Origin of the sequence: Bacteroides sp. DH3716P, assembly GCF_025914115.1 — a bacterium.
Taxonomy (GTDB): domain Bacteria; phylum Bacteroidota; class Bacteroidia; order Bacteroidales; family Bacteroidaceae; genus Bacteroides; species Bacteroides ovatus.
This window is the reverse complement of the sequence record NZ_CP083673.1, coordinates 2404520-2429514: the sequence shown is the minus strand read 5'-3', so window position 1 is coordinate 2429514 and position 24995 is coordinate 2404520. Positions and strand designations below refer to the sequence as shown.

At 41.5% G+C, this 24995-nt stretch carries 19 protein-coding genes and 1 pseudogene; 19 read left to right on the top strand and 1 reads right to left on the bottom strand.

What is annotated here, in order from left to right; genetic code table 11:
• The first annotated feature begins 2 nt into the window (after positions 1 to 2).
• The 11 genes from KQP79_RS08890 (at position 3) to KQP79_RS08840 (ending at position 10231) form a co-directional block, all read left to right on the top strand.
• Positions 3 to 1577, top strand: coding sequence for a phage major capsid protein (locus KQP79_RS08890; protein WP_004311554.1), 1575 nt, complete (start codon positions 3 to 5; stop codon positions 1575 to 1577).
• 4 nt (positions 1578 to 1581) lie between these two features.
• Positions 1582 to 2004 (top strand): hypothetical protein, encoded by a 423-nt coding sequence (locus tag KQP79_RS08885; RefSeq protein WP_004300271.1) that lies wholly within the window; start codon positions 1582 to 1584, stop codon positions 2002 to 2004.
• An 8-nt stretch (positions 2005 to 2012) separates the two neighbouring features.
• Positions 2013 to 2555 carry a hypothetical protein gene (locus KQP79_RS08880; RefSeq protein WP_004300274.1) on the top strand — a complete coding sequence of 181 codons (543 nt, stop codon included), beginning with the start codon at positions 2013 to 2015 and terminating at the stop codon, positions 2553 to 2555.
• Complete coding sequence (locus tag KQP79_RS08875) at positions 2552 to 3124, top strand: hypothetical protein (RefSeq protein WP_004315583.1); 573 nt, start codon at positions 2552 to 2554, stop codon at positions 3122 to 3124. Before KQP79_RS08880 ends, KQP79_RS08875 begins: the two co-directional genes overlap by 4 nt.
• On the top strand, positions 3121 to 3960 hold the full coding sequence (locus KQP79_RS08870) for a hypothetical protein (RefSeq protein WP_217718620.1): 840 nt from the start codon (positions 3121 to 3123) through the stop codon (positions 3958 to 3960). The genes KQP79_RS08875 and KQP79_RS08870 overlap by 4 nt, the downstream gene beginning before the upstream one ends.
• Positions 3957 to 4112, top strand: a complete 156-nt coding sequence (locus tag KQP79_RS08865) for a hypothetical protein (protein ID WP_004318783.1) — start codon at positions 3957 to 3959, stop codon at positions 4110 to 4112. The genes KQP79_RS08870 and KQP79_RS08865 overlap by 4 nt, the downstream gene beginning before the upstream one ends.
• Positions 4113 to 4161: 49 nt before the next feature.
• Entirely contained in the window at positions 4162 to 4683 is a 522-nt protein-coding gene (locus tag KQP79_RS08860) for a hypothetical protein (RefSeq protein ID WP_008770951.1), read from the top strand.
• 30 nt (positions 4684 to 4713) lie between these two features.
• On the top strand, positions 4714 to 4875 hold the full coding sequence (locus KQP79_RS08855; protein ID WP_004311558.1) for a hypothetical protein: 162 nt from the start codon (positions 4714 to 4716) through the stop codon (positions 4873 to 4875).
• Positions 4876 to 4877: 2 nt separating this feature from the next.
• Complete coding sequence (locus KQP79_RS08850) at positions 4878 to 8789, top strand: phage tail tape measure protein (protein WP_008017308.1); 3912 nt, start codon at positions 4878 to 4880, stop codon at positions 8787 to 8789.
• A gap of 2 nt (positions 8790 to 8791) precedes the next feature.
• On the top strand, positions 8792 to 9373 hold the full coding sequence (locus KQP79_RS08845; protein ID WP_004313384.1) for a hypothetical protein: 582 nt from the start codon (positions 8792 to 8794) through the stop codon (positions 9371 to 9373).
• A gap of 384 nt (positions 9374 to 9757) precedes the next feature.
• Positions 9758 to 10231, top strand: a complete 474-nt coding sequence (locus KQP79_RS08840) for an RNA polymerase sigma factor (protein ID WP_008997730.1) — start codon at positions 9758 to 9760, stop codon at positions 10229 to 10231.
• Between the two features lie 84 nt (positions 10232 to 10315).
• Here the strand turns inward: KQP79_RS08840 and KQP79_RS08835 are convergent, their stop codons facing one another.
• Complete coding sequence (locus tag KQP79_RS08835; RefSeq protein ID WP_008997729.1) at positions 10316 to 11119, bottom strand: deaminase; 804 nt, start codon at positions 11117 to 11119, stop codon at positions 10316 to 10318.
• A gap of 340 nt (positions 11120 to 11459) precedes the next feature.
• Here KQP79_RS08835 and KQP79_RS08830 point away from each other — a divergent pair, with 340 nt between their 5' ends.
• From KQP79_RS08830 to KQP79_RS08795, 8 genes and pseudogenes are all read left to right on the top strand, one after another.
• Complete coding sequence (locus KQP79_RS08830) at positions 11460 to 13451, top strand: hypothetical protein (protein ID WP_008770954.1); 1992 nt, start codon at positions 11460 to 11462, stop codon at positions 13449 to 13451.
• A gap of 4 nt (positions 13452 to 13455) precedes the next feature.
• Complete coding sequence (locus KQP79_RS08825; RefSeq protein ID WP_008770955.1) at positions 13456 to 14769, top strand: hypothetical protein; 1314 nt, start codon at positions 13456 to 13458, stop codon at positions 14767 to 14769.
• Between the two features lie 11 nt (positions 14770 to 14780).
• Positions 14781 to 20954 carry a hypothetical protein gene (locus KQP79_RS08820; protein ID WP_008770956.1) on the top strand — a complete coding sequence of 2058 codons (6174 nt, stop codon included), beginning with the start codon at positions 14781 to 14783 and terminating at the stop codon, positions 20952 to 20954.
• Positions 20955 to 20956: 2 nt separating this feature from the next.
• Positions 20957 to 21745: a hypothetical protein gene (locus KQP79_RS08815; RefSeq protein ID WP_004313377.1), complete on the top strand. Its 789-nt coding sequence runs from the start codon at positions 20957 to 20959 to the stop codon at positions 21743 to 21745.
• Between the two features lie 25 nt (positions 21746 to 21770).
• Positions 21771 to 22581 (top strand): annotated as a pseudogene (locus KQP79_RS08810) (DUF1566 domain-containing protein).
• Positions 22582 to 22727: 146 nt separating this feature from the next.
• On the top strand, positions 22728 to 23135 hold the full coding sequence (locus tag KQP79_RS08805) for a four helix bundle protein (RefSeq protein WP_004300306.1): 408 nt from the start codon (positions 22728 to 22730) through the stop codon (positions 23133 to 23135).
• Between the two features lie 14 nt (positions 23136 to 23149).
• Complete coding sequence (locus KQP79_RS08800; RefSeq protein ID WP_264386628.1) at positions 23150 to 24571, top strand: RNA-directed DNA polymerase; 1422 nt, start codon at positions 23150 to 23152, stop codon at positions 24569 to 24571.
• On the top strand, positions 24534 to 24812 hold the full coding sequence (locus KQP79_RS08795; protein ID WP_004300310.1) for a hypothetical protein: 279 nt from the start codon (positions 24534 to 24536) through the stop codon (positions 24810 to 24812). The genes KQP79_RS08800 and KQP79_RS08795 overlap by 38 nt, the downstream gene beginning before the upstream one ends.
• Positions 24813 to 24995 lie beyond the last annotated feature (183 nt).

Sequence of the window (24995 nt, the reverse complement as noted above, 5' to 3'; positions counted from 1 at the left end):
TTATGCCTAAAAAATTTACAGTATCAGATTTTAATCTGAAAACAGACGGTCTGCCGGCAGAACAGAAAACTTTCATGGAAAACATCGTCGGCATGATGTGTGAAGTAGTTAACAAGTCACTTGAAGGATTTGCCTCACCGGAGGAGGTAACGAAACAGTTTGGTGATATCAATAATCTATTGAAAGCCTATGATGGAGAAAAGTTCCAGCAATTGGTAAAGGACAACGAGCAACTTGTAGAACAAGTTAAAACTCTTGGTGAAAGTATCGAGAAAATGAAGCAGAAAGGTCTTTCTATGGATACTATCAACAAGTTCGATGAGAAGTTGAACGAGATGCTTGATTCTGAAAAATTCAGAGATTTCGCAGAAGGAAAAACACGCAAATCAGGAGAATTTGACGGCTTCTCCTTGAAAGATGTCGTTTCCATGACTGACAATTACACCGGTGATTTGTTGATTACTCAACAACAGAAACGTGTTGTGACTCAGGTTGCCAACAAGAAGTTGCATATGCGTGATGTATTAACGACGCTGACAGCTGATCCTGCATATCCTCAACTCGCCTATGCGCAAGTATATGCTTTCAACCGCAATGCCCGTTTTGTAACAGAGAACGGTCGTTTACCGGAATCAAGTATCAAGGTAAAAGAGATACAGACAGGAACTAAGCGCCTTGGTACTCATATCCGTATCTCAAAACGTATGTTGAAATCAAGAGTGTACATTCGTTCCTACATCTTGAACATGCTTCCTGAAGCTGTTTGGATGGCAGAAGACTGGAACATCTTGTTTGGTGACGGTAATGGTGAGAATTTGCTTGGTATTATTAATAATACTGGGGTGACTTCTGTAGAGAAGATTATCAGTACAGCCATTGTTACAGGTGCCGCCGGTGCTGTAAAAGCTATTACCGGATATAACGGTGATAAGGATGTGATTGTAGAGTTTGCAGAACCACAGGATTTGATTCTTGATGGAATGAGTATCACGTTCGCTGGCGCCGCTGTTCTTACAGAACTGAACAAAACACACGCTCTTGTGAAAATGGAAGATGGTCGTATCCTTATTCCTGGTGTCGCGTTCTCCGGTGCTGAAACGGCTACGGATAAAATGACATTCAGTGTTCATGAAGCCGGCTTTAAGAACATTGAGGAACCCAACTCTGAAGATGTAGTGAAAACAGCTTTCGCCGCAATGACATATGCCCAGTATTTTCCGAATGCTATTATTCTTAATCCAATGACTGTTAACGGTATGGAATCAGAAAAAGATACGACAGGACGTAATCTTGGTATCGTTAAAATGGTTGATGGGGTGAAATATATTGCCGGTCGTCCGATTATCGAGTATGGTGGTATTCTTCCAGGTAAGTATCTTTTAGGTGACTTTAACCAAGCCGCAAATTTGGTTGATTATACCACTTTGACACTTGAATGGGCTGAAGATGTGGAGACCAAGCTTTGCAATGAGGTTGTGCTGATGGCACAAGAAGAAGTTATCTTCCCGATTTATATGCCGTGGGCTTTCGCTTATGGGGATTTGGCCGCATTGAAGACTGCAATAACTAAAGCGTAGGATTATGGATTACATACTTAGAGGTAACGATAAGGATGTAACCAATGTACTTAAAGAGCAACGCATTCGGATTAATAGAGGGATGATTCAACTCATCCCTATTTCCGAATGTGGTCTTGTTACAGAAGAAGATGCCCGAAAGACATTGGAATGTATGCTTGCAGAGAAAAATGAAGAGATTGGCAGGCTTACTGCATCCATTGCAGAGAAAGATAAGACAATTGTTGAACTGACAGAAGAGCGTGAAACAATGAAAGCTCGCATTGCAGAACTTGAAGTACAGGTGCCTTCTGATGAAAAGAATCTTCCGGTTGCCGATTCAAAAGATTTGCAAGAGGAAGATGCCAAGGAGGTAACTGTTACAGATGATAAAGCCGTTTCCGTAGAAGATGAAAAGAAAACCGGGAAAGGCAAGACTTCTAAATAACTATCGCTATGTTGATTGATGTTTCATATTTTATGTCAGGTCCCAGGCATATTGAGAATGTTTCGGTCGCTGAAATGCCTTCGCCCCAATCTCTTGCTGTGAATGAGGTGATAAATGGGTATATTAAGGCATTTCAGCCCGAATTTCTCCGGAATGTTGTTGGTGTGACTCTTTCCCAAGCTATCACAGATTATTTGGAGCTTATTGAACGGGAAAAGGAAGATTCTTCAGATGAAGTTGATATTTCAGAAGAGAAGGAAGCCCCCCAGTCCGGATATGCAGTATTATGCGAGAAGCTGTGTGAACCGTTCGCTGACTATGTCTTTTATCATATTCTTCGTGACGCAAACACCCAGGCTACAATAACCGGGCTTGTCCGTTTGAAATGTGCTAATGAATATATAGCTCCTTTGAAGAGACAAGTAAGCACATGGAATAGCATGGTAGAGAAGAATAAACAGTTTGTTGAATGGGCTATGTCGAATGATTGTCCTTTCGATGTGAAAATAACCAAGAATCTTTTGACCCCAATTAATGCTTTCAATTTATGATAGATTTAGATATAACAGAACTGTTTGAGGAGATTGTAAAGGAACTTCCAGAAGGGCTTGAAATCCTCTATCCAAATGGGAAAGGGGGAACTAAAGTTGTGAAGTCCCCAAGGTTGAATTACATCTTCGGTAGCAGTCAATATATCAAAGATATTTTAGATGAATACAGTAAGTCTTCTGCCCAGTCTGAAAGGAAGTTTCCATTGGTTGCACTATTTACTCCAATTAGTGAGGATAGAGGTGACGCGGATTATTTTTCAAAAGCAAAGGTTTCGTTAATTATAGCTTGCTCTTCTTGTAAAGAGTGGAGCAATGAGATGCGCAGAACCACATCTTTTAAAAATATCCTTCGGCCAATCTATAAACGTTTATTGGAAGTATTATATGAAGATTCCCGGTTCGACTGCGACTATGACGAAAAAGTGAAACATAGTTATTCAGAAAACTATTCATATGGCAGATACGGAGCCTATACAGATTCCGGTGAGGCTGTGAGCGAGCCGATTGATGCCATAAATATACGCTCGATGGAAATAAAAATTAATAATCTTAATTGTAGAAGAAAATGAGAAAGATTAGAACGTGTAAGGGTTCCCGGATGAACACTGGTAGTTCTGCTTGTAGTATTGACTGGAAAAAAGTCAAAGGTGCTATCTTGGCGGAACATGGTGTCAAACTCCCTGCTGATATAACAGGTGAGAAATTGCTCGAATTGTGCCATGCAGACCGTCCCGGGCGTATTTACCCTATTTTGCCATTCCTGGAGTATGCCAAGAATGGTGGAGAGCCCCAAGTTAATGCTGTAGGGTACGGTGCAAGTGAATACAACGGGCTAAGCGCTCAAACAGACACCTTCACTTTGAAGAAATTTGATGAGGTTTTGAATGCCCAGCTTCTGAAATGTGCCAATAAAGGATGGGACGTTTACTTTTGGAATCAGGATAATATGTTGATCGGTTATAATGATGACACTGATATCCTTGCCGGTATTCCGATGTCTACTGTTTATCCGACCGTGACACAGTACCCGACCAGTAGTGCTAAGTCTGCGATGACTGTTAGTTTTTCACATGAAGATGTGGAAGACAGCCAATTGCACTTTGACTACGTGCAGTTAGACTTCAATCCCAAGAATTTCGTTAAAGGCTTGGTTGATGTTGTGTTTCAAAAGTTGGAGGCCGAAAATACTTACAAAATAGTTGAAGTTGTTGGTGGTTATGACCGTACAGAAGAATTTGGCAGTCTTATTGCTGATGGTGCTGCTGAAGTTATGAATAACGTAACTTCTGCTACGTATTCGGATGGTATCATTACCATTGTTCCTAAAGCCGGGGCGGTTCCTTCGTTGAAAGCTCCTTCTGTATTGTATGAAAAAGGAATCAGAGGTATTGAGCAGGTGTCATGAAGGTAGATAATGTTACGTTCGTCGAAGCTGCTGTGAAGGGCATGACGAAGGAAGAGTTTATTAATGCACACATTAAAGTCGTGTGGCAGGAACTGAAGGAAGCTGACCGTAAGAAGAAGCTCTCGGAAGTGTACGATGCGATAACTAAGTAACCGACGGGCTGGGGTGTGATTACAGCCCAGCCCGTTATATTTTTACTGTATGGCAGATTTTGATGAATTACATAGAGTTATTCATTCCATTGCATCCGGGTTTGAAGAGGAATGTATTAGGTGTATGGAAGAACATAAGAATGTGCTCGTTGATTGTATTCAGGAGCAATTATATTCCGGTCTGGACGGTACTGAACATCTATTGAATCCTGATTATGATACTGACACCTATTTTAACGAGCCCGGTCCCTGGCAGAACCGTGCGGAACAATATAAACGATGGAAGGAGAGGATAACTCCACCTCTTAGAAGTGAGATGCTTTATTTGCCACCGCGTCCGATTGAGGTACCTAACCTCTTTATTACTGGTACTTTCTATGATAGCATAACTGCCGATAGAATTGATTCCGGGCTTCGATTCTCAACGAAAGGATTTACGGACGGTAGTTCTATTGAGAAGAAATACGGTGAGCAGATTTTAGGCATTGGTGATACAGCTAAAGAGTACTTTAATATTATGTATCTCCGTCCCTGGATGGAACGTTTCTTTTCAGAATGTGGATATCTGTAGAAAATGGCTTGTAGTTGCGAAATAAAAAAGATGCAGAGTGAACTGGAACGTATCAGTGATCTTGCAAAGAAAGCAGCTGTCTTGGATGGTTGCATGTATGTCGTTTATCAGAAAGAAGATGGTACCTATGCTTTTGATAAACTAGGAGTTGAGATAAAAGGAAAGATTGTTGAATATAGACATTACCTGTAATTATGGCAGATTTAAAATTAAAAGATTTCGTTGATGAGAACGATTTGCAGAAATTGGTGGAGCTTGATAATACTATTGAGCGTGTGAGGGCTGATTATGTTAATGCGGCCAAAGAATTAGCAAAAGGTTTGAAACTAAATGTAGAAGGCGTTGCTGATCTTGAAAAGTTGAGTAATCTTTATAATACTCAAGCAAAAACGGCTGGTTCTGCATCTGCTGAATTAACCGAGGCTCTTAGAAAACAGTCTGAAATAACTCAAACTGTCAGTAAGAAGATAGAGGAAAAGCTAAATGTAGAGAAATTATCTGCTGCTGAATTGAAGAAACTAACCAAGGCAAACTCGGATAATGCTGCGTCCTTGGAAAAGGCTGCTAAAGCGGAAGCTAACTTGACAAAAGCGCAGAATGCCGGTAATACTACTCGTAAGAAAGCTGTTTTATCTGAAGAAGAACGTTTAAAACTTATCAGAACTGCTATTACCTTGACTAATCAGGAAGTACATAGCCGTTCACAAGCAAAGGAAATGAATAAGCAGCTGCAAAAGGCTGTTGATGTTTTGAAAGATACGGATGAAAACTATATTCGTACACTTGCCCGTCTTAATTCTACTATTGGAATCAACACTGATTACATAAAGCGAAATTCCGATCGATATAGTCAACAGAAAATGACAATTGGTGCATACCGGGAAGAAGTGAAGGCTGCATGGATTGAAATACAGAACGGTAATAAGTCCATGCAGAACATGGGAATTATTGCCCGGAATGCTGGAATGATGCTTAAAACGGAGATGGCTCCTGGGCTAAACAAAGTTGGTGCAGGATTGAAAGGGTGGGCTGCTGGATATATTGGTGCACAAGCTGTTGTTAGTGGAGTTGTTGCTTTATTTACAAAACTGCGTGAAGGAGTAGGTGATATTGTTAAATTTGAATTAGCTAATAGTAGGCTTGCTGCAATATTAGGAACCACTTCTGATAAAGTGAAGGAGTTAACTGCGGATGCTCAACGTTTGGGTGCTACAACGAAATACACTGCATCCGAAGCTACGGATTTGCAAATAGAACTTGCTAAACTAGGTTTTACTCGAAAAGAAATATTAGACGCAACAGAGCACGTTCTAAAATTTGCACAAGCTACCGGGGCAGAATTAGCAGATGCGGCTTCATTGGCAGGTGCTTCTCTTCGTATGTTTAATGCTGATACAAGAGAAACTGAAAGATATGTGTCTGCGATGGCTGTCGCAACAACCAAAAGCGCATTGTCGTTTTCATATCTCGCTACTGCATTACCAATTGTTGGACCGGTTGCAAAAGCCTTTAATTTCAGTATTGAAGATACTTTGGCTTTGTTGGGTAAATTATCGGATGCCGGCTTTGATGCTTCAATGGCTGCTACTGCTACCCGTAATGTTTTTCTAAATTTAGCTGATAGTAATGGAAAGCTGGCAAAGGCGTTAGGTAAGCCCGTTAAAACATTGCCTGAGTTAGTTGAAGGATTGAAATCGCTAAAAGAAAAAGGGGTAGACTTGAATACTACTCTTGAATTAACTGATAAGCGTAGTGTTGCCGCTTTTAATGCCTTTCTCACCGCTGTTGATAAAATATTACCACTTAGAGAACAGATTACTGGTGTAGAACGTGAATTGGGCGATATGGCTCACACGATGGGAGATAATGTTCATGGAGCTCTTGCTAACTTATCTTCAGCATGGGAAGCGTTTATGCTTTCTTTCTCCGAGTCAACGGGACCTGCTAAGGAGTTTCTTAATTGGATGGCTGATAAAATAAGAGGTATCGCCAATGATTTGAAATCTCCTGAAGAAAAAATAGAAAAGATAGATTATAATTTTAGAACACTTGCAAAAAAAGATGCGAACAAAAAGTTATTGGAAGTAGAAAAAGATTTTCAGGCAGAATATAAGAGGCTTATTGATGCTGGTGATACAGAGGAACAAGCATACACAAAAGCTGTTATTCAAATGAAAAATAAACGTATTGAAGTAACGGCCCAAGAGAGAGAAGCTTTAAAACGGATGAAAACTCGTGCTCAATATGCAACATCAGAGTTTGAAGATATGTCTTGGATAAAGAATGGTGCTGCTAAAATGTTTGGCTATTACACATCGGAAGCAGAAAAAGCGGATAAGGCTCAGTTGGAATTTTCTAAAAACTTATTCAAAATAGCATCTAGCGATGAATTTAATCGTGGACTTGATGTGATTGCAGAAAAGTTCCGTCCAAAGGGTAACGACAAAAATGGTTCAGGTATAACAGTCCTTACTGATAAAGAAAAACGTGAACAGGAAAAAGCTCTCAAAGAGAAGCTGAAAATTCATGAAACTTATCAGGAGTCAGAACTAGCTCTTATGGATGAGGGACTGGAGAAAGAACTTGCTAAAATTGGTGTTGCTTACTCGAAGAAGATTGCTGCCGTCAAGGGTAATAGCAAAGAGGAAATTGCTACACGTCAGAATTTAGCTAAGGAAATGCAGGAAAAGCTAGATGAGTTTACTATTAAGTATAATTCTGATCGTGAGAAGAAGGATGTTGAGAACGCTCTTGCTGTTGTAAAAAAGGGGTCCCAGGAAGAACTTGATTTGAAATTGCACCAGTTGGAATTGCAACGTGAAGCAGAAATTGATGCAGCAGAGAAAACAGGTGAAGATGTTTTTCTCATTGACGACAAATATGCAAAAAAGAAACAAGAACTTTACGAAAGACATGCATCCGATCAGGTGCAATTAATAGCAGAGAATGCAGCGCATGAGCAGGAAATCCGGGATGCTGCATATGTTATGGATACGCTTGCTCTTAAAAAACAGTTAGCTTCTAAGGAAATAACCCAGCAAGAGTATGCAGAACTTGAGTATCAGTTAAAATTAGATTATGTACGTAAAACAACCGAAGCTGCAATTGATGCGTTGGAGTTGGAACTTCGAAACGAAAATTTGAGTGCAGAGGATAGGGCAAAGATTGCAGAGCAGTTACAGAAATTGAAAGCGGACCTTTCCCAGCAAGAAGCAGAAGCGGAAATAGATGCTATCAATAAAGTTACTAAAGCGGATGAGAAAGCACAGAAAGAACGTCAGAGGAATCTGAAAAAATGGCTTCAAACTGCATCTCAAGCAGTGGGTGCTATTGGTGATCTAGTCTCTACTATTTATGATGGTCAGATTCAGAAAATAGAAGAAGAGCAGGAAGCTAATGATGAGAAATATGATAAGGATGTAGAACGAATACAGAATCTAGCTGATTCGGGAGCAATCTCCGAAGAAGAAGCAGAAGCTCGTAAGCGTGCGGCCAAGGAAAGAACTGAAGCTAAGAATGCTGAACTTGAAAAACAAAAACAAGAAATGGCACGTAAACAAGCCATTTGGGAAAAGGCGACTAGTGTCGCTCAAGCTGGAATAGCCACTGCACTGGCAATAACTGAAGCTTTACCGAATATTCCTTTATCTATTGTTATTGGTGCCATGGGAGCAATTCAGGTTGCAACTATTCTTGCAACTCCTATTCCTTCCTATGCAGACGGTACTCAAGGTAATGATAGGCATCCCGGCGGTGCCGCTTTAGTTGGTGATGCCGGTAAACATGAAGTTATCATGTATTCTGGAAAAGCATGGATTACTCCTGATACTCCAACTTTAGTTGATATTCCTAAAGGTGCGCAAGTCTTTCCTGATGTTGATAAGGTAGATATCTCTAATTTTGATATACCGGATTGGGACTTTCCCACATTTTCACCGACATATTTTGCATCTTCTTCCGGTGACACCATTGTTTTCAATGATTATTCCCGATTAGAAAAAAGGGTTGATAGAACAAATTTCCTTTTGATGAAGAGTCTAAAAATGCAACGCCAAGATGCTTCTAACCGTGAATTTGAACTGTATAAGTTATCTAAACTGAAATAGCCATGATTGAAAGATTAAATCAGATAACATTGAGTGATTTCATTGAACTTTCATGCGGAAACTATGCTTGTTTGCTTTCGGACTGCAAATCTATGTCCGAAAGCACGCTTAAAGAAATAGCGTCTAAATTACTTGTCGAATACAGAAGTATTGTTAATCCTTCGAATATGAAGGCTATGGTAATGGACAAAGAGGATATGCTGAAAGAACGTGCCAAACTATTGAGTCTTCGTATTTGTCAGGCTCTTGTTTCTCTTGGCTTTTATGATGATGTTCGTCAGGTATTGGGTCAACTAAATGTAGATACCCGAAATATGAGTGATGAACAAGTAATATCGAAGATTGATTATTTACTTCATTCTGCAATTTTTGAGCAAAAACGGAATGAGGAAAGACGCAGTGAGGAACATAAAGGAAGTAAGGCTACTCCTGAACAAATTCGTTCTTCTTTTGATGCTGAGATTGCTTTTCTAATGACATTCTTTAAAATGAGTATTGATTCTCGTGTAATTAGTGCTGCTGTCTACGCAAATATCGTTCATCAAGCTGATGTTGAAATATCGATCAGAAAAAGAAGCACATGATAATATTGGTACTACATATATGCTGTAATTCGATTAATTTTTAATTAAAGCGAATTATTTCATACAGTCGTTTGTACATCTCCTTTAGAATCACAAACGACTTTTTTATGAATAGAAAAAACAGCATCCATTGTATAAATAGGCATTTATACAATGTTTTATTGTCAGAATTACGTACATTAGAGACGAAGTGTAATCGGATAACAGCAGAAGTGTCCGAGGTAAAAAAAATGATTGCCTTATTGCCCCCCGATATAGGCACTCTTATTAGTTCAATCGAGCGTTCTGCTAAGGAAATGCACGAACAAAGTATCATGCACCGGAAATATGTGGAAAGGTGCATTAATGGCGAACCGAAGATACACCTAATAAGGAGGGCTGACAATGGACTTTGAAAAGGAATTATCAGAAATATATCCTTGGATATTAAAGGTGGCAAGAAAATTCTGCTGTTCCATGCAAGATGCTGAAGACTTAGCCGGTGATACAGTTTATAAGCTACTTGTGAATCGTGATAAATTTGATTGTTCTAAACCACTTCAACCGTGGTGCCTTATTATAATGAGGAATACTTATATAATAAGATACAATAGAAATTCCCTTATACATTTTACAGGGCTTGATATGGTAGACGGAAGTGCCATTTCTAACTGTACAGCTCATTCAATACTGTTTGATGATTTGGTTTCCACAATACAACGGTGTGCTAAAAAATCCCGTTGTATTGATAGTGTGATGTATTATGCTAGTGGATATTCTTATGATGAGATAAGTGAAATCCTGAACATTCCTGTTGGAACTGTAAGAAGTCGTATTTCTTCTGGACGAAAACAATTATGTCAAGAACTTAAATATTAATTTTATATGTTATTGTAGTGATTACTGGCAATCGAAAAGAAATATTATATAATTTTTTCCGATTGTCAGTAATTTATTAAATTATTATCTGTTTCTAACTTGCCATTGAAAAGTTATATCAGTTTCAGTCATCTCTAATAACTTTATTAATATAACAAAGGTACTATCCGTTGGAGAAATAATTGCAATATCTCCAACTTTCATTCTGGCAAAATGAGAAGGCTCTCTAAACACAAAAGGGTCTGTAATATCTTCAAATTTTTGGGCTCCTTTAGCACTGCGAATTGATTCATTTGGTCCCATTAAATCTACGATCCCATGTACATATTGCAATGTACACCATCTGAATTTGATGGAACGATTATCTTTTTCAGAAAATTTTATTTCAAAATTTTTACCACTGCCAATTACCGCTACTCGTCTTATACCTGATCCATATCCAATATTACAGTCACCATAAATAAAAGTCGATGATTCAATTTTATTCCTTAGTTTAGGTGTGAAAAAGCTAACATTAATATTATTTTCAAGTAGTTTTTCATAACCTTGGCAATAAATTGCCCCATTGGGGTCTAATATTCCTATAATTACATCTTTGATACCACTCTCTATGATTAAATCTGTGCAGGATTGCAGTGGCTGATTATTTGCTATATTTATGCACGGTTCTAGAGTTGTCACTAAAGTTGCTCCATTAAGAGTAGATTTATCAAGTTTCTCTATCGCTATTCTTTCAGCATGTTTTGAGGACTCTTCATCCTTAAAAGCTTTTGCCAATATGATTCCGTCTTTTGCTATTACAGCTCCAACTTTAGGAAATGAAGTACATTTTGATTGTTCTTCTATTGCAATCTTCATTAAATCGACATTTGATAATTTCTGTTCCATTTTGATTATTGTATTTGTTTTTTTCAAAGATATAAATATTAAATTGAAAACAAGAATGCTAATATGAAATATTTTCACTTTTGAAAGCTATGATAATTTTTTAATATAGATATCGGTATAAAAAGGAAGCTGTGATGCGAATGGCGATATTTCTTTTGAAAGTAAATAACTATATATAGGGAGTTTTAAAATGAGAATTTCTTCTCTTATAATGTATTCCTTTGATAAATAGATGATTATATGATGATTTGATAAGGGGAGACTTTCAAGAATTTAGCCAATCGGAAAACCGGTTGGCTTTTTCTATATATTTGCTCGTGAACGTTCAAAAGGAGTTAAAATGCTTTGTAAATATGTACTTACCGTTGATAGTATTTCCTATGATATTCCCAAATCTTGTATTCAGAATTGGGATGAAATAAAGTTTTCCCGTAAACGCTCCGGACTTGAAGGAATAACTAGAACCTTTACTTCAAAATTCCAGTTTGTGGGAGAAGCCTATGATCTCATATTGGAGGAGTATTTGAGCAAATACCTAGCTTCTAATGCTAGTATCACTGTTTATACTATAACTAATTCTCATACTTATGAAGAATTCTTCAGTTGCCGACTGGATTTCGGTTCATTGACCTATGATGGAAATACTGTTTCTATTAATTCGATAGATGATAGTGTCGCTAATATCATAAAGGCTAACAAAGGAACGCAGTACGAATATTCGGTAGATGAGATAAAAGATACATATCAGCTTTATTATGATTCTGTAAGTATGAATTATAGTCAACCGCATACATTAGGTGGTAATACTGTAGAAAATGATGCTTCTTTGCAATATATCGTAATTGACAAAGGAATATATGTAGAAGCTATAACATATTCGCTTCCCTTATATATTTCTGGTGGTGAACTTCCGTCACGGGATTCACCTCTTGAGTTTTATGATGTACCACAGGAATCGAAAGATGATCCAAATGTATTTGTTAAAGCCTTGTCCGACATTGATATAGTATTGAATTTTAGTTTTGAATACTATATCAGTTATAGTGATGCGTATACAACTAAAGCTGAAATTGTTCTAGGTGGGCGTTACGAAGATGGTCGTTTAGTCGAGTTGAAAAGATGGGGGTATAATAAGGGGGATGTTACTCCAAGTAATCTGAATGAATCCATCAAGATTCATCTGACTAAAGGGCAGGCTTTATTTTTTGATTTGAATGTAACATTTAACAGAGTTAATGCTTCTACTGGCAATATTTATTTTCGTAATTTCAAATTTGAGACACGCTTTACTTCTCGAGCTAACCCTATCTATGTGGATGCAATAAGACCTATTGATGTGTTAAACCGATTGCTTAAAAGCATGAATGGTGGAAATGAAGGTATCTATGGTGAAATAGCTTCAGGTGTTGATGAAAGGTTAGATAATTGCGTGATATTAGCTGCTGAAAGTATCCGTGGAATCCCCCAAGCTAAGCTATATACTTCTTATACAAAGTTTAAAAACTGGATGGAAACAGTTTTTGGCTTTGTGCCTGTGATCAATGGTGTCACTGTTTTTTTTAAACACCGGGACAAATTGTTTAGTGATAACAATGTAAAGGATTTAAACAGCAGCTTTTCTAGTTTTGAGTATAAGGTTGATTCATCAAGAATATATTCTTTGGTTAGGGTAGGATATGATAAACAGGACTATGAAAGTATGAATGGTCGTGACGAATTCCGATTTACTACTGAATATACTACTGGCATTGATATAACTGATAATGTATTAGAGTTGATTAGCCCTTACCGTGCTGATGTTTATGGAATTGAATTCTTATCGCAAAAGAGAGGCCAAGATACAACGGATAGTGAAAGTGACAATGATGTGTTTTTTGTTTGTGCCAGTACTACATTACATGATAATGGCGGAGTACAAACATATAAAGAGTATAGGCTTATAAGGAGCGGTTGGGAAATAAGTGGTGTACTTGATCCTGAAACGATGTTTAATACCATGTATTGGCAAGGAGGCATATTGCAAGCAAATGCCGGCTATATTGGTATGTTTACTAAAAAACTATCTTATTCTTCTTCTGACGGTAATAGTGATGTTGTTGTCAATGGTATAGGAATGAAAGATGATTTTAACGTTGAAAGTGGTATTATAACTTGTGGAGATGTTTCATTCACAACTTATAATGAAGATATTCCACCAACAGATGATGAAACGATTAAAATCTTAAAAGATGATCTAGTTTACGAGGGCTACATCAAAGAGGTGAGTAGTACAGTTGAGAGAAACGAGGGAGTGAAGTATGATTTATTTGTCCGTTCAATAACAAAAGCCTAGAAATATGATTATAAGCCCGTTTACCCCACTGTTTTTTTCTCCGTCTACCGATAAATTTGGAGCGAAGAGTAAATATGTGCAATTATTCGCACGTACAGACAGGATTTTTGTTGAATTGATTTTGACAGCCAAAGAGCAGGAGCCTATAGTTTACATTAATAATCTTTTAAGTAATATATCTACACCTGTATCATTAAGCTCATGGAAGATGAATGATGATAAGATTCTTTATTTCTATAACATTTCATTGCTTCCATGTGGATACTATACTGTAACAGTTAATGGGAATACGAGTGAGATTTTTAAAGTTACGGACGATGAATGTGAGTTATCAGAAACCAGCCTTATTCAGTATTCAATGAAAGATAATAAGCAGCGTCTTGATGCTGTCTGGTGGATAGATGGGATGCAATACTTTTTTGATTTTCGCGTTCCTGGTGGTTTCAAAGATAACGGATGGACGTTCGGTGTGGATAATGAGCAGTTCGTGACCTCTGATGAGGATATTGTTGAGCTATTCAGCCACGAATATACAACAGTATTATTCACGCTTGGAAATGGGATGGGATGCCCTGTGTGGTTTGCTGAATTATTGAATCGTGTCTTATGCTGTAATTACGTCTACTTTGATGGTGTTCGATATACCAGAAAGGAAAGTAATGTTCCGGAACTTAACCAGCAAATAGAGGGATTGAAGAGTTTTGTGTTCAATCAAATGTTACAGAAGGTAAGAACGATGAATCCAGTTTTGGAATGGAATAACCAGCTTGCTATGAGGTGTGTACAAAGCGGTGCTTATAGGATAGCAGATGATGAAGGAATGCGTAGTATCAAGTATGGTTCAGAAAGTGAGGTTGCAGAGGTCGGAGCATATATCAATATGACTAAGGCTATTCCTAATACTGGAGTTTCTATTAATAGTGATACTATGGTTACTGTCAACAGTATTCATCACCCAGGTGTTGATGAAAATTCATATTGGGATTTGATTGCAATCAAGACGACTGACATAGATAACAAGTATATTGGTAGAAGAGGTTACGGTAAACTTACAGTTAATGGACTGGATAGACTAAAGAACGATTTGGACAACGGTTCGATAAATTTGCGTGCTGTACTATATAAAGGAGATTCGTATACTAACCTCATTGAAGGGAGTGTAATCAGTAGGGATGGTGTATGTGTCTTGAAAGGTATTAACGGTGGAGATATTGGTGCTCTGAAGGAGTTCCAACTTTATCTTGATAATGTCTATGATTGCGACATAGATAATCTTGGTATGACCATTGAGCTTGTATGGGTATATGAAAATGATTAAAAAAGAGAATTATGACAGAAACAGAAAAACAACAGATTATTAGCCTTGTGTTACAAGCGTTGAAGACAAACAGTCTTACAATAGAGCAACTGACTGATACAACAGAGCTATCCAAAGATATGTACGTTGAAGTTAGTGGCGGTCGGAAAATATCTATTGATTTACTTTCAAGTACCATTGCTAAAATGGTGAATGGGGATTTTGATGCATTAGTGGAGAATGTCAATAAGATTGCAAAAGATTTATCGGATGGAGACGCCGAGTTATTGAAACGTATAACAGGAGTGTCTGATAAATCCAATCCTTTGACTGACCCATTTAAAAGTATTGGCTCTTTTACTACTATTGGTAGCTTTAAAGATAAATTAAAAACAATGTATTCCGGGGATTCTTCTATTGGGAATTATCGGTGTATTTTGTCTGTTGATTCGTCTAAGATTCCTGTAAATATACAAATTGAACGGTTGGAGCTTGATAAGGTTTGTCAATCATTCACTTCGTGTATACAACTGGCTACCATGTCAGACAATGCCGAAGGTGTATATTTAGGTACAGTTTGTACAATCTCACGAATAGGTATTGTTTCCAATGAGAGTGTTACATGGGGCAAATGGACCTCTGTAATAAATGACTTTGAGGAAAGGATAGGAAAAGCGAACGGTATCGCTCCTTTGAACGAAGAAAGTAAAGTTCCTTCTGAATGTCTGCCTGAACCGTTGTCTCTTGGGGAAGGTGAAGAAGAAGCTTTCCCCGGCAACCGTGGAAAGTCTTTGGAAGATACAATGAAAAATATCCCTTCCGATATAATCAAACCGGGTTCTTTCTCCGTCCTGTCTGACGCTTCCTATCTCAATGTGTATTTTAAGAAAGTGTCCAAAACAACCGGTAAAGAAACGGACGACAGCTTCCGTCTGCCTTCTGCTACCCTTGAACAAGCCGGCCTTTTGTCCGCCGAGGATAAGCAAGCCCTTGAGGATATGAAGAGCGGCACGCCCGCTGACGATGTAACACACCCCATCGTCATTGTTGATGAGATCCGCCCATTGAAAGACGGCTACTATACCCTTGAAACCGCTATTGCCGCCATTGTCTCCTATCAACAGGAATCTGGCGTCAAATATGAGCGAACGGGTCTCATCATTACTTACAAAACAGGCGAGTATGAAATGGAAACCCGGCAGTTCCAGGGTGCTGTGTCCGATTTTGCGACCCCTTCTCTTTGGAAACCCTTCGGGAATGGTGGTGGCGGTTCCGTTGTTGAAACTTCCGATGAACCGGCGGAAGGGGGAAAGGATGCCTTTTCAACTGGTGGCGCCTATGCCTATGTTCCGGCCAACCTCGACGTAAACGTGGAAACAGAAGGCATCGTAAAACTTCAGATGAAGAACGCTGCCGGTGAAACCCTTGGCGATGAAGTGCAGTTCGCTATCGGCACGGGTGGCGGCGGTCAAACTGGCGGTACCATTGTTGCCATTGCTTTCCAGTCGACACCTGTCTATGGCTCTTACGGCTCCACGCTACGAACCTTTGCCGCCATTCGTTCCGTGACCTCGAACGGTGTCGAATCCTCTGACAACCTGATTGAGAAACTAGAACTCGTAGACCGTGAAAGCGGGCTTACCGTCTGGACTGAAACCGTCAACAAAGCATCTTCCGGTGACATGAAGGACTTCTCCTTTGAACTGGACTTCACCGCATACTTTACGGCTGCCGGTACTCGGAAATTCAAGCTGATAGCCACTGACGAAAGCGGCAATACCGGTTCCAAGAATGTCAATGTAACAGCTGTTGATATTACCTGTACCTGTGTGCAGGTGCTCAACTATACCCCTGAAACTCTGCTTACTCCGACAACTGAAAGTTTCAGCCTTCCACTCTATAAGTTCGGAAACAATACCTCTGATAAAGGTATCAGTGCCCAGGTTGACATTAAGATTAACGGTGAATGGCAATCCTTGTCTACCGCCGTTGTCAATGACAACTACTCGCACTCCGTCGTAATCCGTCCTGCTTCCCTCGGCCTAGAACACGGTACCTATTCCTTGCGCATCCAAGGAACGGATGTCGCATCCGGAGTGAAAGGAAATGTCATTTACACGGCTGTCATGGTAATTGACCCGAATAGTTCCACACCTCTTGTCGCCTTGAGATACGATGATAAAAACGGTGGAGTAGTCCGACTGTACGAAACCGTAGAACTTGATGTTGCCTGTTATGACCCGTTGGAAATGACTTCACCCGTCAGCGTGAAAGCCAATGACGTGCAGGTAACACAAATTGCTGCCAGTCGTAACAAAACCTATCAGGTCAAACAACAACTGCAGGGCTACAAGGCTGACGGCACCGATACGGTCAACTATACCGCCGTATGCAAGGACGTGACTAGCGAACCTGTCCGGGTGACAGTTAGCGGTTCCGCCATTGACGCCGCCATAAAAGAAGGCGCCATCTATAACTTTGACTTCTCATCCCGTACCAATCAGGAAACTGACCATAGCATTGTCAGCGGTAATTATGAAATGAAAGTGGACGGTGCCAACTGGACTACCAACGGTTTTGGCACATTCTTGGGTGAGAACTGCCTTCGCGTAGCCGAGAATGTGGGCGTGTCATTAAACCATGCCCCGTTTGCCGGCTCGTCCATCGAATCCAACGGTGCCGCCATCCAGTTCGCTTTCGCTTCCAAGAACGTGACCGATGATGATGCCCTGCTCCTTAGCTGCTATGACGAAACGTCCGGTGCCGGCTTCTATGTCACCGGCCGGGTGGTCGGCATCTTCTGTAACAATGGCGTTTCCCGTCGTGAAGAACGCGCCTATCGACAGGGTGAAAAGATAACCGTAGCCGTGGTTGTTGAACCTGCAAACAACTACGTTGAACGTGACGGCACACGGTATTCCATGATGAAACTCTTCCTCAACGGTGAGGAAGTCGCCTGCCTTGGTTATGTTCCGGGCGGCGGCTCCCTGATTCAGACCAAGTATATAACGATGGACGGCAAACTGGGTGATTTGTATCTTTATTACATGATGGCCTGGAACTCCTATATGGAATGGGCACAGGCGTTCAAGAACTACCTTGTCCGTCTGACCGATACAGAGGTAATGGTGAAGGAATACGCCTTTGAGGACATCCTTAAAAGCCAGACAGCCGAGGGTAGTACCCAAAGCCGCCCGTCGGCTGCCGAAATCTATTCACGCGGTATGCCTTACATTGTCGAATGCCCCTATGAAGGCTCCGATATAGAAGCACTGGACGGCACCACTTCCACCAGTACGAAGATATACATCACGCTCTATTACTTTGACCCCGAACGCCCGTGGCGTAACTTCAAGGCCGTGAGTGTCCAAACCCGCAACCAGGGAACCACCTCTGCCAAACGCCCGGTAAAGAATAAACGCTACTACCTCGCCAAGAGCAAAGGCAAAAACAAGGACACTCGAATCATACTACTTAATCCGGACGATACGACGGAGGAAGGACGCCGTGCAATAGCCTTGGCTGCCATCAACAAAGTACAGGTCGGTGATAATACAATCCCGGTCGATGTCATTACCGTAAAAGTCGATTACTCCGATTCCGGCAATGCGAACGACTGCGGCGCCTGTGAAATGATGAACGTTACATACCGTGCCTTAGGTGGTAACTATATGACACCTGTCCAACGTGCATTTGACGGAACATTTGACAGCGGTGACTTGCATATCGAAGACTTGCAGATGAACCACTCTACCGCCAATCACCCGGTAGCCACCTATCGGTGTAAGGATGACAGCCTGCAAAACGTCTATTTCCATGCCAAAGGCAACTGGAAAGAAGACAAAGGGGAACAGTTCGCCCTCGGCTTCAAAGATACCCCCGGCTATAACAAAGGTTGCCTGAATTATGGTGACTTCATAGAGTTCTTCGGTACTCCTGACGAAACTTTAGACGCAATTGAGATACGCTTCAAACAGACTGACGGAGTCGATACGGACAGCGTGTACCTGCTTTCCCTGTATTGCGGTAGTTCGTACCGGATAATGAGGTATCAGGACAGCTCATGGAAAAAGCAGTCCGGTTCCATGAAGTATGAAAACGGCAAATGGAATGTCACCGGTGACGTCCTGAATCCGGTTGAAGGTTTCGAACTTCTTAACTACCAAGGTATGGACTGGTTTCAGGGCGTCGGTTCTGTTCAGGATATGATGGCCATGAAAACGGACAAGTCCTCATGGGTTCAAAAACTCGTGGATAACGGAACTATCTCTGCTGATACCTTCCCGGCATGGACTTACTACTTTGAATCGCTTGTCGATGATGACCAGCTCGCCATTGATTACGCTTTGGGTAAGAAAGTGCCCTATAACCTCTACCGATGGTTGCGCTTCTGTGATTCCTGCGATTACTCCAAAGGCGGGAACTGGCAAAGAACATGGAAGGAAAACCTGTATAAATACGCCTGCCCAGAAAGTGTCTTGAGTTATGACATCTTCACCGACTACCTTGCCGCCACTGACCAACGCGCCAAGAATATGCAGCCGATGTGGTTCTTGGAAGAGTATGCTTCCGTAACAGACGGTGTGTACAGCTCCGAGGATGCCATGCGCATGTACCTGAATAAAATCTATGACTGCGATACGCTCAATAGCAAGGACAATGACGGTGGTTGCACGGTTGATACCGAGGTGGACCCCAACCGGACGAGCGATGAAACATTCACTAACCCTTATGCTGGCTACGGCTCCGTTCTGTTTAATAACATCTATCTCCAGCAAGTAGTGTGGACTGACTCATCCGGTACGGAACTCTCCCTGCGTACCGTTGCCGCCGCCATGCGTAACGTTCAGGCGACCATTGACGGCGTCACCCTGCACCCGTTCTCACCCGAAGGAGCTACGCATTTCTTCATTGACAAACGGCTCAAAAAATGGCAGAAACTGGTTAGTTCTTACGACGGTGAACGGAAATACATCTCCTATACCGCCACCTCTGATGCTATTTACTTCTATGCCCTGCAAGGTCTTGGACTTACCGCCCTTCCGTCTTTCATCGAAAGACGTTGGCGTATTCGTGACGGCTATTTCCAAACTGGTGATTTCTTCAGCGGTGTAATTTCCGGGCGCGTATCTTCCAAATCAAACGCCACCATCCGGATTGTCGCTGCTAAAAACGGTTACTTCGGTGTCGGCAATGACGCTAGCGGCAACCTTTCCGAAAGCTGCTTCCTTGAAGCGGGCGAAGAATATGTATTCACCAACTTCTCACATGAGGAAGGCGCCTTGCTGTATATCTATCAGGCTGACCGCATGAAGCTGCTCGACCTGTCTGAAATCTCCCTGTCAAGTACGGTGAGCTTCTCCGCCATGCAACTTGTGGAAACCCTTATCTTGGGCTCTGACACCCATACAGAACAATCCATCGGTTCTTACGCACCGCTTACCTCGCTGAACTGCGGCGAAATGCCCTTCCTCGTATCACTCGATATCCGGAACACACAAATCGCTACGCTCGTTACCGACAAATGCCCACGTATCGCCCATATCAATGCGTCCGGTAGCAAACTGGAGAACATCACTCTTGCAGAGACTTCTCCGATTAATGACATCTCTCTTCCACCAACAATGACAAGCCTCCGTTTTGTCGGTCTTCCTGAACTGACCTATACCGGTCTTTCCGCCCCGTCCGGCCTGCAAATAGAATCCATGCCGAACGTCCAACGCCTGCGTCTTGAAACGTCGCCTCAACTTGACGCCATTCAGATGCTCCGTGACGTCCTCGCTTCACAAGCGGCATCCCGTAAACTTTCCATGCTCCGTATCTCGAACATGACACTGAAGGCTGACGGCTCCGAGCTTCTTGCCATTCTCGAATATGGAGTCGCCGGTATGGATGAGGACGGTAACAGACAGGATAAACCGGTAGTCAACGGCACGTACGAACTGACGGTTATCCGTGAAACGGATGAAATCGAATCCCTTGAATCCGGTATCGACGGCCTTGTCATCCTTACCGTCATAGATGCCTACATCGACCTGATCAACTGGTTCAATAATGAGTCTTATGGCGGGGAACCGTACTACGATAACGTAACGCTGGACAACATCAATGAAGTCCTTGAATATTATAACGGCGAAACCTACGAGGAATATCTCGAACGGTTTGCTGAAGACAATATGGATATTAATGATTTAATTAACAAGTAACTATGACTAATGAACAAAGCGCCACGCTGCTTCGCTTGAACAAACAGGCACAAGTAGCAGCACTGAACGCCGTTGGATTCTCGGATATCACCGAGAATTCCCGCGCATCTGAATTTGGACAACGTATCAAGTGGGCCGCCGGCCTGTTTGACCTTACTCTTGCCTGTAACCGTATTTCTGATAACTCCAAGGCATACTTTACCGCTGCCGAATGGAATTCCCTTACGCTTGCTAATAAGCAACTGTACATCAAACGCGGGCTTCGTATCCGTGCCCACGGACACTCCTTCGTAATCGCCGCCCAGGAGTGCTATAATGCCGATATGACTACTACCTTCTATTGGGGCGGTCAGGGTAAAGCCATAGACGGCCTGAATCAAAAAGGACTGGGTGCCATGTACGGCTGCTTCACGGGTGAGGAAGATACCGAGCTGATCATCACCGGCCTGAAGGACCAGAACAATAGCGGTGTAATCGGTGCGCCGGCTGCTGAAGCTGCCCGTGCATACCGTGCCTACACTTTGGAAAGTGACGGTATCGAGGATGAATCCAACTGGTTCCTTCCTTCATCCGGCCAAATGCTTCTGATGTACCGCTACCGGGATAAAATCAATGAGATGATGCGTACCTTTTGGAGTAGTGACAGTATGCTGATGACTGATAAATACTACTGGTCATCAACAATTTGGGATGTAAACTCCGCCTGGGCGTTCGAACTGAATACCGGGCGTATTACGAATCAAAACAAAAATTCAAATCTTCTCCATGTGAGAGCTGTTGCTTCCGAATAGTATTAACTTAATATTATACAATAAAATGGATAAAAATATCGCCAGTGCCATGCTTCTGCGCCTGAATAAACAAGACCAGATAGAAGCCTTACAGTCAATTGGTTTTACAACCGTGAATGAAAACACCCCCGCAAGCGACATCGCCAAATATATGCAATGGTCAGGTACGCTTCTTGACCTTTCTTTGGCTACGCTCCGGATTGAAGACGGTGAACAAGTCTTTTTCACGGCTTCCGAATGGAACTCCATGAGCGCGAATAATCGCTCCAAGTATATCCGTATCGGCATCCGACTTCGCGCCGAATGCCACCAGTTCATTATCGCCAAAAGCGACTGCGTTGACGCAGGCGGCAATAAAACGTTCAAATGGGGTGGCTACGGAACTGACCTACGCGGCCTGAAAAACTACGGCAGTGGTAACCAAGGACTCTATGATACCTTCGACGGCAAGGAAAATACCGATGTTATAATAGAAACCCTTGCAGGCGTCAAGGACACCCAGGGAACTGTCGGCGCCCCTGCCGCCGAAGTTGCCAGAGCCTATAAAGCCTGTACGCTTGAATCTGACGGAATTGAAGATACAACCGTGTGGAACCTGCCCGCATTGGGTGAACTTATGCTTATGGCCAAGTATAAAACCGAAATCAATGAGCTCATAACTTCTATGCTTGGCAATCAAAATATATTTACAAACGACTGGTATTGGTCTAGTACCGAATATGACGCTTGCCAGCAGTTGGGGCGTGGGCTTCACCTACGGCATCGTCAGCGCGAACGGCCGCCAGAACGCGTACCGGGTTCGTCCCCTCGCCGCAATAAACACTTTATCCCTTTAATTCTTTATCCCTTAGAGAGTTAGCTAAATAAAAGCCCCGGTAGGGGCTTTTCAGATTCACTTTTTTGTGCTAAAATTGTGTTAATTGCTTTACAGTTATTAACTTTGCGCCCTCTAATACATACATTAAAATATCAAAAAATTAACATGGCACTTACACAAGACCTTCCTATATCAAATTCGATGTATAAGCTTCTGAACCTTATCATTGATGCCCGGCAACAATTCCCCAAGGCGTTCCGGTATGAATTTGGTACGGAGTTGATGATGCTTGCCGTCCATTGTTGCGAATATATCCGTTATGCAAATACAGATATGAACCTTGAGCACCGTGCAGATTATCTGATGAAGTTTTTGTGTGAGTTTGATGCATTGAAATTACTGCTAAGAGTGTGTGAAGAACGACATTTGACCAGCCTGACTCAAACTGCCGAAATCTGTCTGCTTGCAGAGAGCATCGGTAAGCAAAGTACCGGCTGGTACAAAAAAACGGTTGCAGATCTCCAACGGCAAAAAGCTAACGGATCGCAACAAGTCGCAAAGCCGGAGTCATAATCGCCAAGGGGATTATGAGTGAGCAATTAGAATTATTTATTGGGCATCCCCCCGGTGATGAGCCGGGAAAGACTAAGATAGCGGATGCAACGGCTTCCAGCAGTTGGAACGTGAACTTCAACAACGGCAACGTCAACACGAACAACCGCCAGAACGCGAACCGGGTTCGTCCCCTCGCCGCAACAGGTAATATAATCTATGACATACTTCTTAGCAGTATTTTCGAAGCATCCGAAGATTGTGCCAGGCAGAAAAGAACGAGTACGGATTGTGTTGAGTTCTATAATGATTATCAGTCCGCATTGGTGCGGCTATGGTATTCTATTATTTACGGTGAATATGTACCGGACTTTTCAAAAGTATTCATACGGACTTACCCGGTATATCGGGAGGTTTTTGCCGCCGCTTTCATTGATCGTGTTGTCCATCACTGGATCGCTCTTCGTATCGAGCCGATCTTAGAGGAACGCTTCCGGGAACAAGGAAACGTCTCCAAGAACTGCCGGAAAGGTGAGGGATGCTTGTCTGCCGTGCACTATCTGAATAACATGATAGTCGAGGTCAGTGAGCATTATACTGCCGATGCGTACATTTTCAAAGATGACCTGTTCAGTTTCTTCATGTCTATCTCGAAATCGTTGGTATGGGAAATGCTGAACATATTCGTAAGGGACAATTATAAAGGTGATGATATTGAATGTTTGCTTTACCTTCTAGCCGTTACTATCTTTCATTGTCCACAAAATAAGTGTATCAGACGCTCTCCCGTCTCCATGTGGGACAAACTTCCCAGTAATAAAAGTCTGTTTCATAATGACCCTGACAGGGGAGTGGCTATCGGGAACCTGCCGTCGCAACTCATAGCCAACTTTCTGGCGTCTGTATATGATTATTTCGTGATGGAAATACTGGGATTCAGACATTATGTACGCTTTGTTGATGACTTTTGTATCGTGGTGAAATCTCCGGAAGAAATATTGTCCAAAGTCCATCTTCTTGATGGTTTCCTGAAAGAACAACTCCTTTTACGGTTGCATCCACGCAAGCTGTATCTTCAGCATTATAAGAAAGGAGTCTTGTTTGTTGGGGCGTTCATTTTGCCGGGTAGAATTTATGTATCTAACAGGGTGGTTGGTAACACATATAACGCTGTCAGGAAATTTAATAGAATAGCTGAAAATGGATCTGCAGAAGCGTATGTTGAGAAGTTTGTGAGTACAATGAACTCTTATTATGGCCTGATGAAACACTTTGCAACGTACAATATCCGTCGTAAAATTGCAGCGATGTTACTTCCTGAATGGTGGGAATATGTTTATATCGAAGGACATTTTGAAAAGTTTGTATTGAAGAATAAATATAACCATAGAAAACAACTAATTAAACATATCAAAAAACATGGATCAAAAAAATATCTTACCGCGTGGGATTGCTAAGCCTATCGAGCAACAGCCGGACGGAACTTGGATTGTACGTCATCACTTCCGGGTGGTTGGTACCAGTGAGAATGGTGAAGAACTGGTAACTTTTGCCAGTTCGGAATATCCCGAGAAACCTACCTTGCAACAGATTCAAAGAAGTATTGACCGTTATCGGGTGTGTCTAACAATGTATGGAGATACAATTTCAGACGAAATAGAAAAGGTTGATCTTTCCGTGTATATGTTTACGGATTAATAGTTCAATCTGTTGGTTGTTTAGGGGTGCTTATCAAGCATCCCTTTTTTATTTATGGAAAAAGTGAAAATTATAATGTCTTGTTTTATAGATATTTATCATAGAATTGATTTCCAAGATTTTCCATTTTTGTAAAACTCGTTATTATACTCAATACATTTGTTCCATACAGAATATTTTATT

Bases quoted from the DNA above. Each gene is read 5' to 3' on its own strand.
- KQP79_RS08875 (WP_004315583.1), top strand. From the start codon at position 2,552: ATGATAGATTTAGATATAACAGAACTGTTTGAGGAGATTGTAAAGGAA.
- KQP79_RS08805 (WP_004300306.1), top strand. From the start codon at position 22,728: ATGGCACTTACACAAGACCTTCCTATATCAAATTCGATGTATAAGCTT.
- KQP79_RS08795 (WP_004300310.1), top strand. From the start codon at position 24,534: ATGGATCAAAAAAATATCTTACCGCGTGGGATTGCTAAGCCTATCGAG.
- KQP79_RS08855 (WP_004311558.1), top strand. From the start codon at position 4,714: ATGCAGAGTGAACTGGAACGTATCAGTGATCTTGCAAAGAAAGCAGCT.
- KQP79_RS08830 (WP_008770954.1), top strand. From the start codon at position 11,460: ATGCTTTGTAAATATGTACTTACCGTTGATAGTATTTCCTATGATATT.
- KQP79_RS08815 (WP_004313377.1), top strand. From the start codon at position 20,957: ATGACTAATGAACAAAGCGCCACGCTGCTTCGCTTGAACAAACAGGCA.
- KQP79_RS08835 (WP_008997729.1), bottom strand. From the start codon at position 11,119: ATGGAACAGAAATTATCAAATGTCGATTTAATGAAGATTGCAATAGAA.
- KQP79_RS08825 (WP_008770955.1), top strand. From the start codon at position 13,456: ATGATTATAAGCCCGTTTACCCCACTGTTTTTTTCTCCGTCTACCGAT.
- KQP79_RS08820 (WP_008770956.1), top strand. From the start codon at position 14,781: ATGACAGAAACAGAAAAACAACAGATTATTAGCCTTGTGTTACAAGCG.
- KQP79_RS08870 (WP_217718620.1), top strand. From the start codon at position 3,121: ATGAGAAAGATTAGAACGTGTAAGGGTTCCCGGATGAACACTGGTAGT.
- KQP79_RS08845 (WP_004313384.1), top strand. From the start codon at position 8,792: ATGATTGAAAGATTAAATCAGATAACATTGAGTGATTTCATTGAACTT.
- KQP79_RS08840 (WP_008997730.1), top strand. From the start codon at position 9,758: ATGGACTTTGAAAAGGAATTATCAGAAATATATCCTTGGATATTAAAG.
- KQP79_RS08800 (WP_264386628.1), top strand. From the start codon at position 23,150: ATGAGTGAGCAATTAGAATTATTTATTGGGCATCCCCCCGGTGATGAG.
- KQP79_RS08880 (WP_004300274.1), top strand. From the start codon at position 2,013: ATGTTGATTGATGTTTCATATTTTATGTCAGGTCCCAGGCATATTGAG.
- KQP79_RS08890 (WP_004311554.1), top strand. From the start codon at position 3: ATGCCTAAAAAATTTACAGTATCAGATTTTAATCTGAAAACAGACGGT.
- KQP79_RS08860 (WP_008770951.1), top strand. From the start codon at position 4,162: ATGGCAGATTTTGATGAATTACATAGAGTTATTCATTCCATTGCATCC.
- KQP79_RS08850 (WP_008017308.1), top strand. From the start codon at position 4,878: ATGGCAGATTTAAAATTAAAAGATTTCGTTGATGAGAACGATTTGCAG.
- KQP79_RS08865 (WP_004318783.1), top strand. From the start codon at position 3,957: ATGAAGGTAGATAATGTTACGTTCGTCGAAGCTGCTGTGAAGGGCATG.
- KQP79_RS08885 (WP_004300271.1), top strand. From the start codon at position 1,582: ATGGATTACATACTTAGAGGTAACGATAAGGATGTAACCAATGTACTT.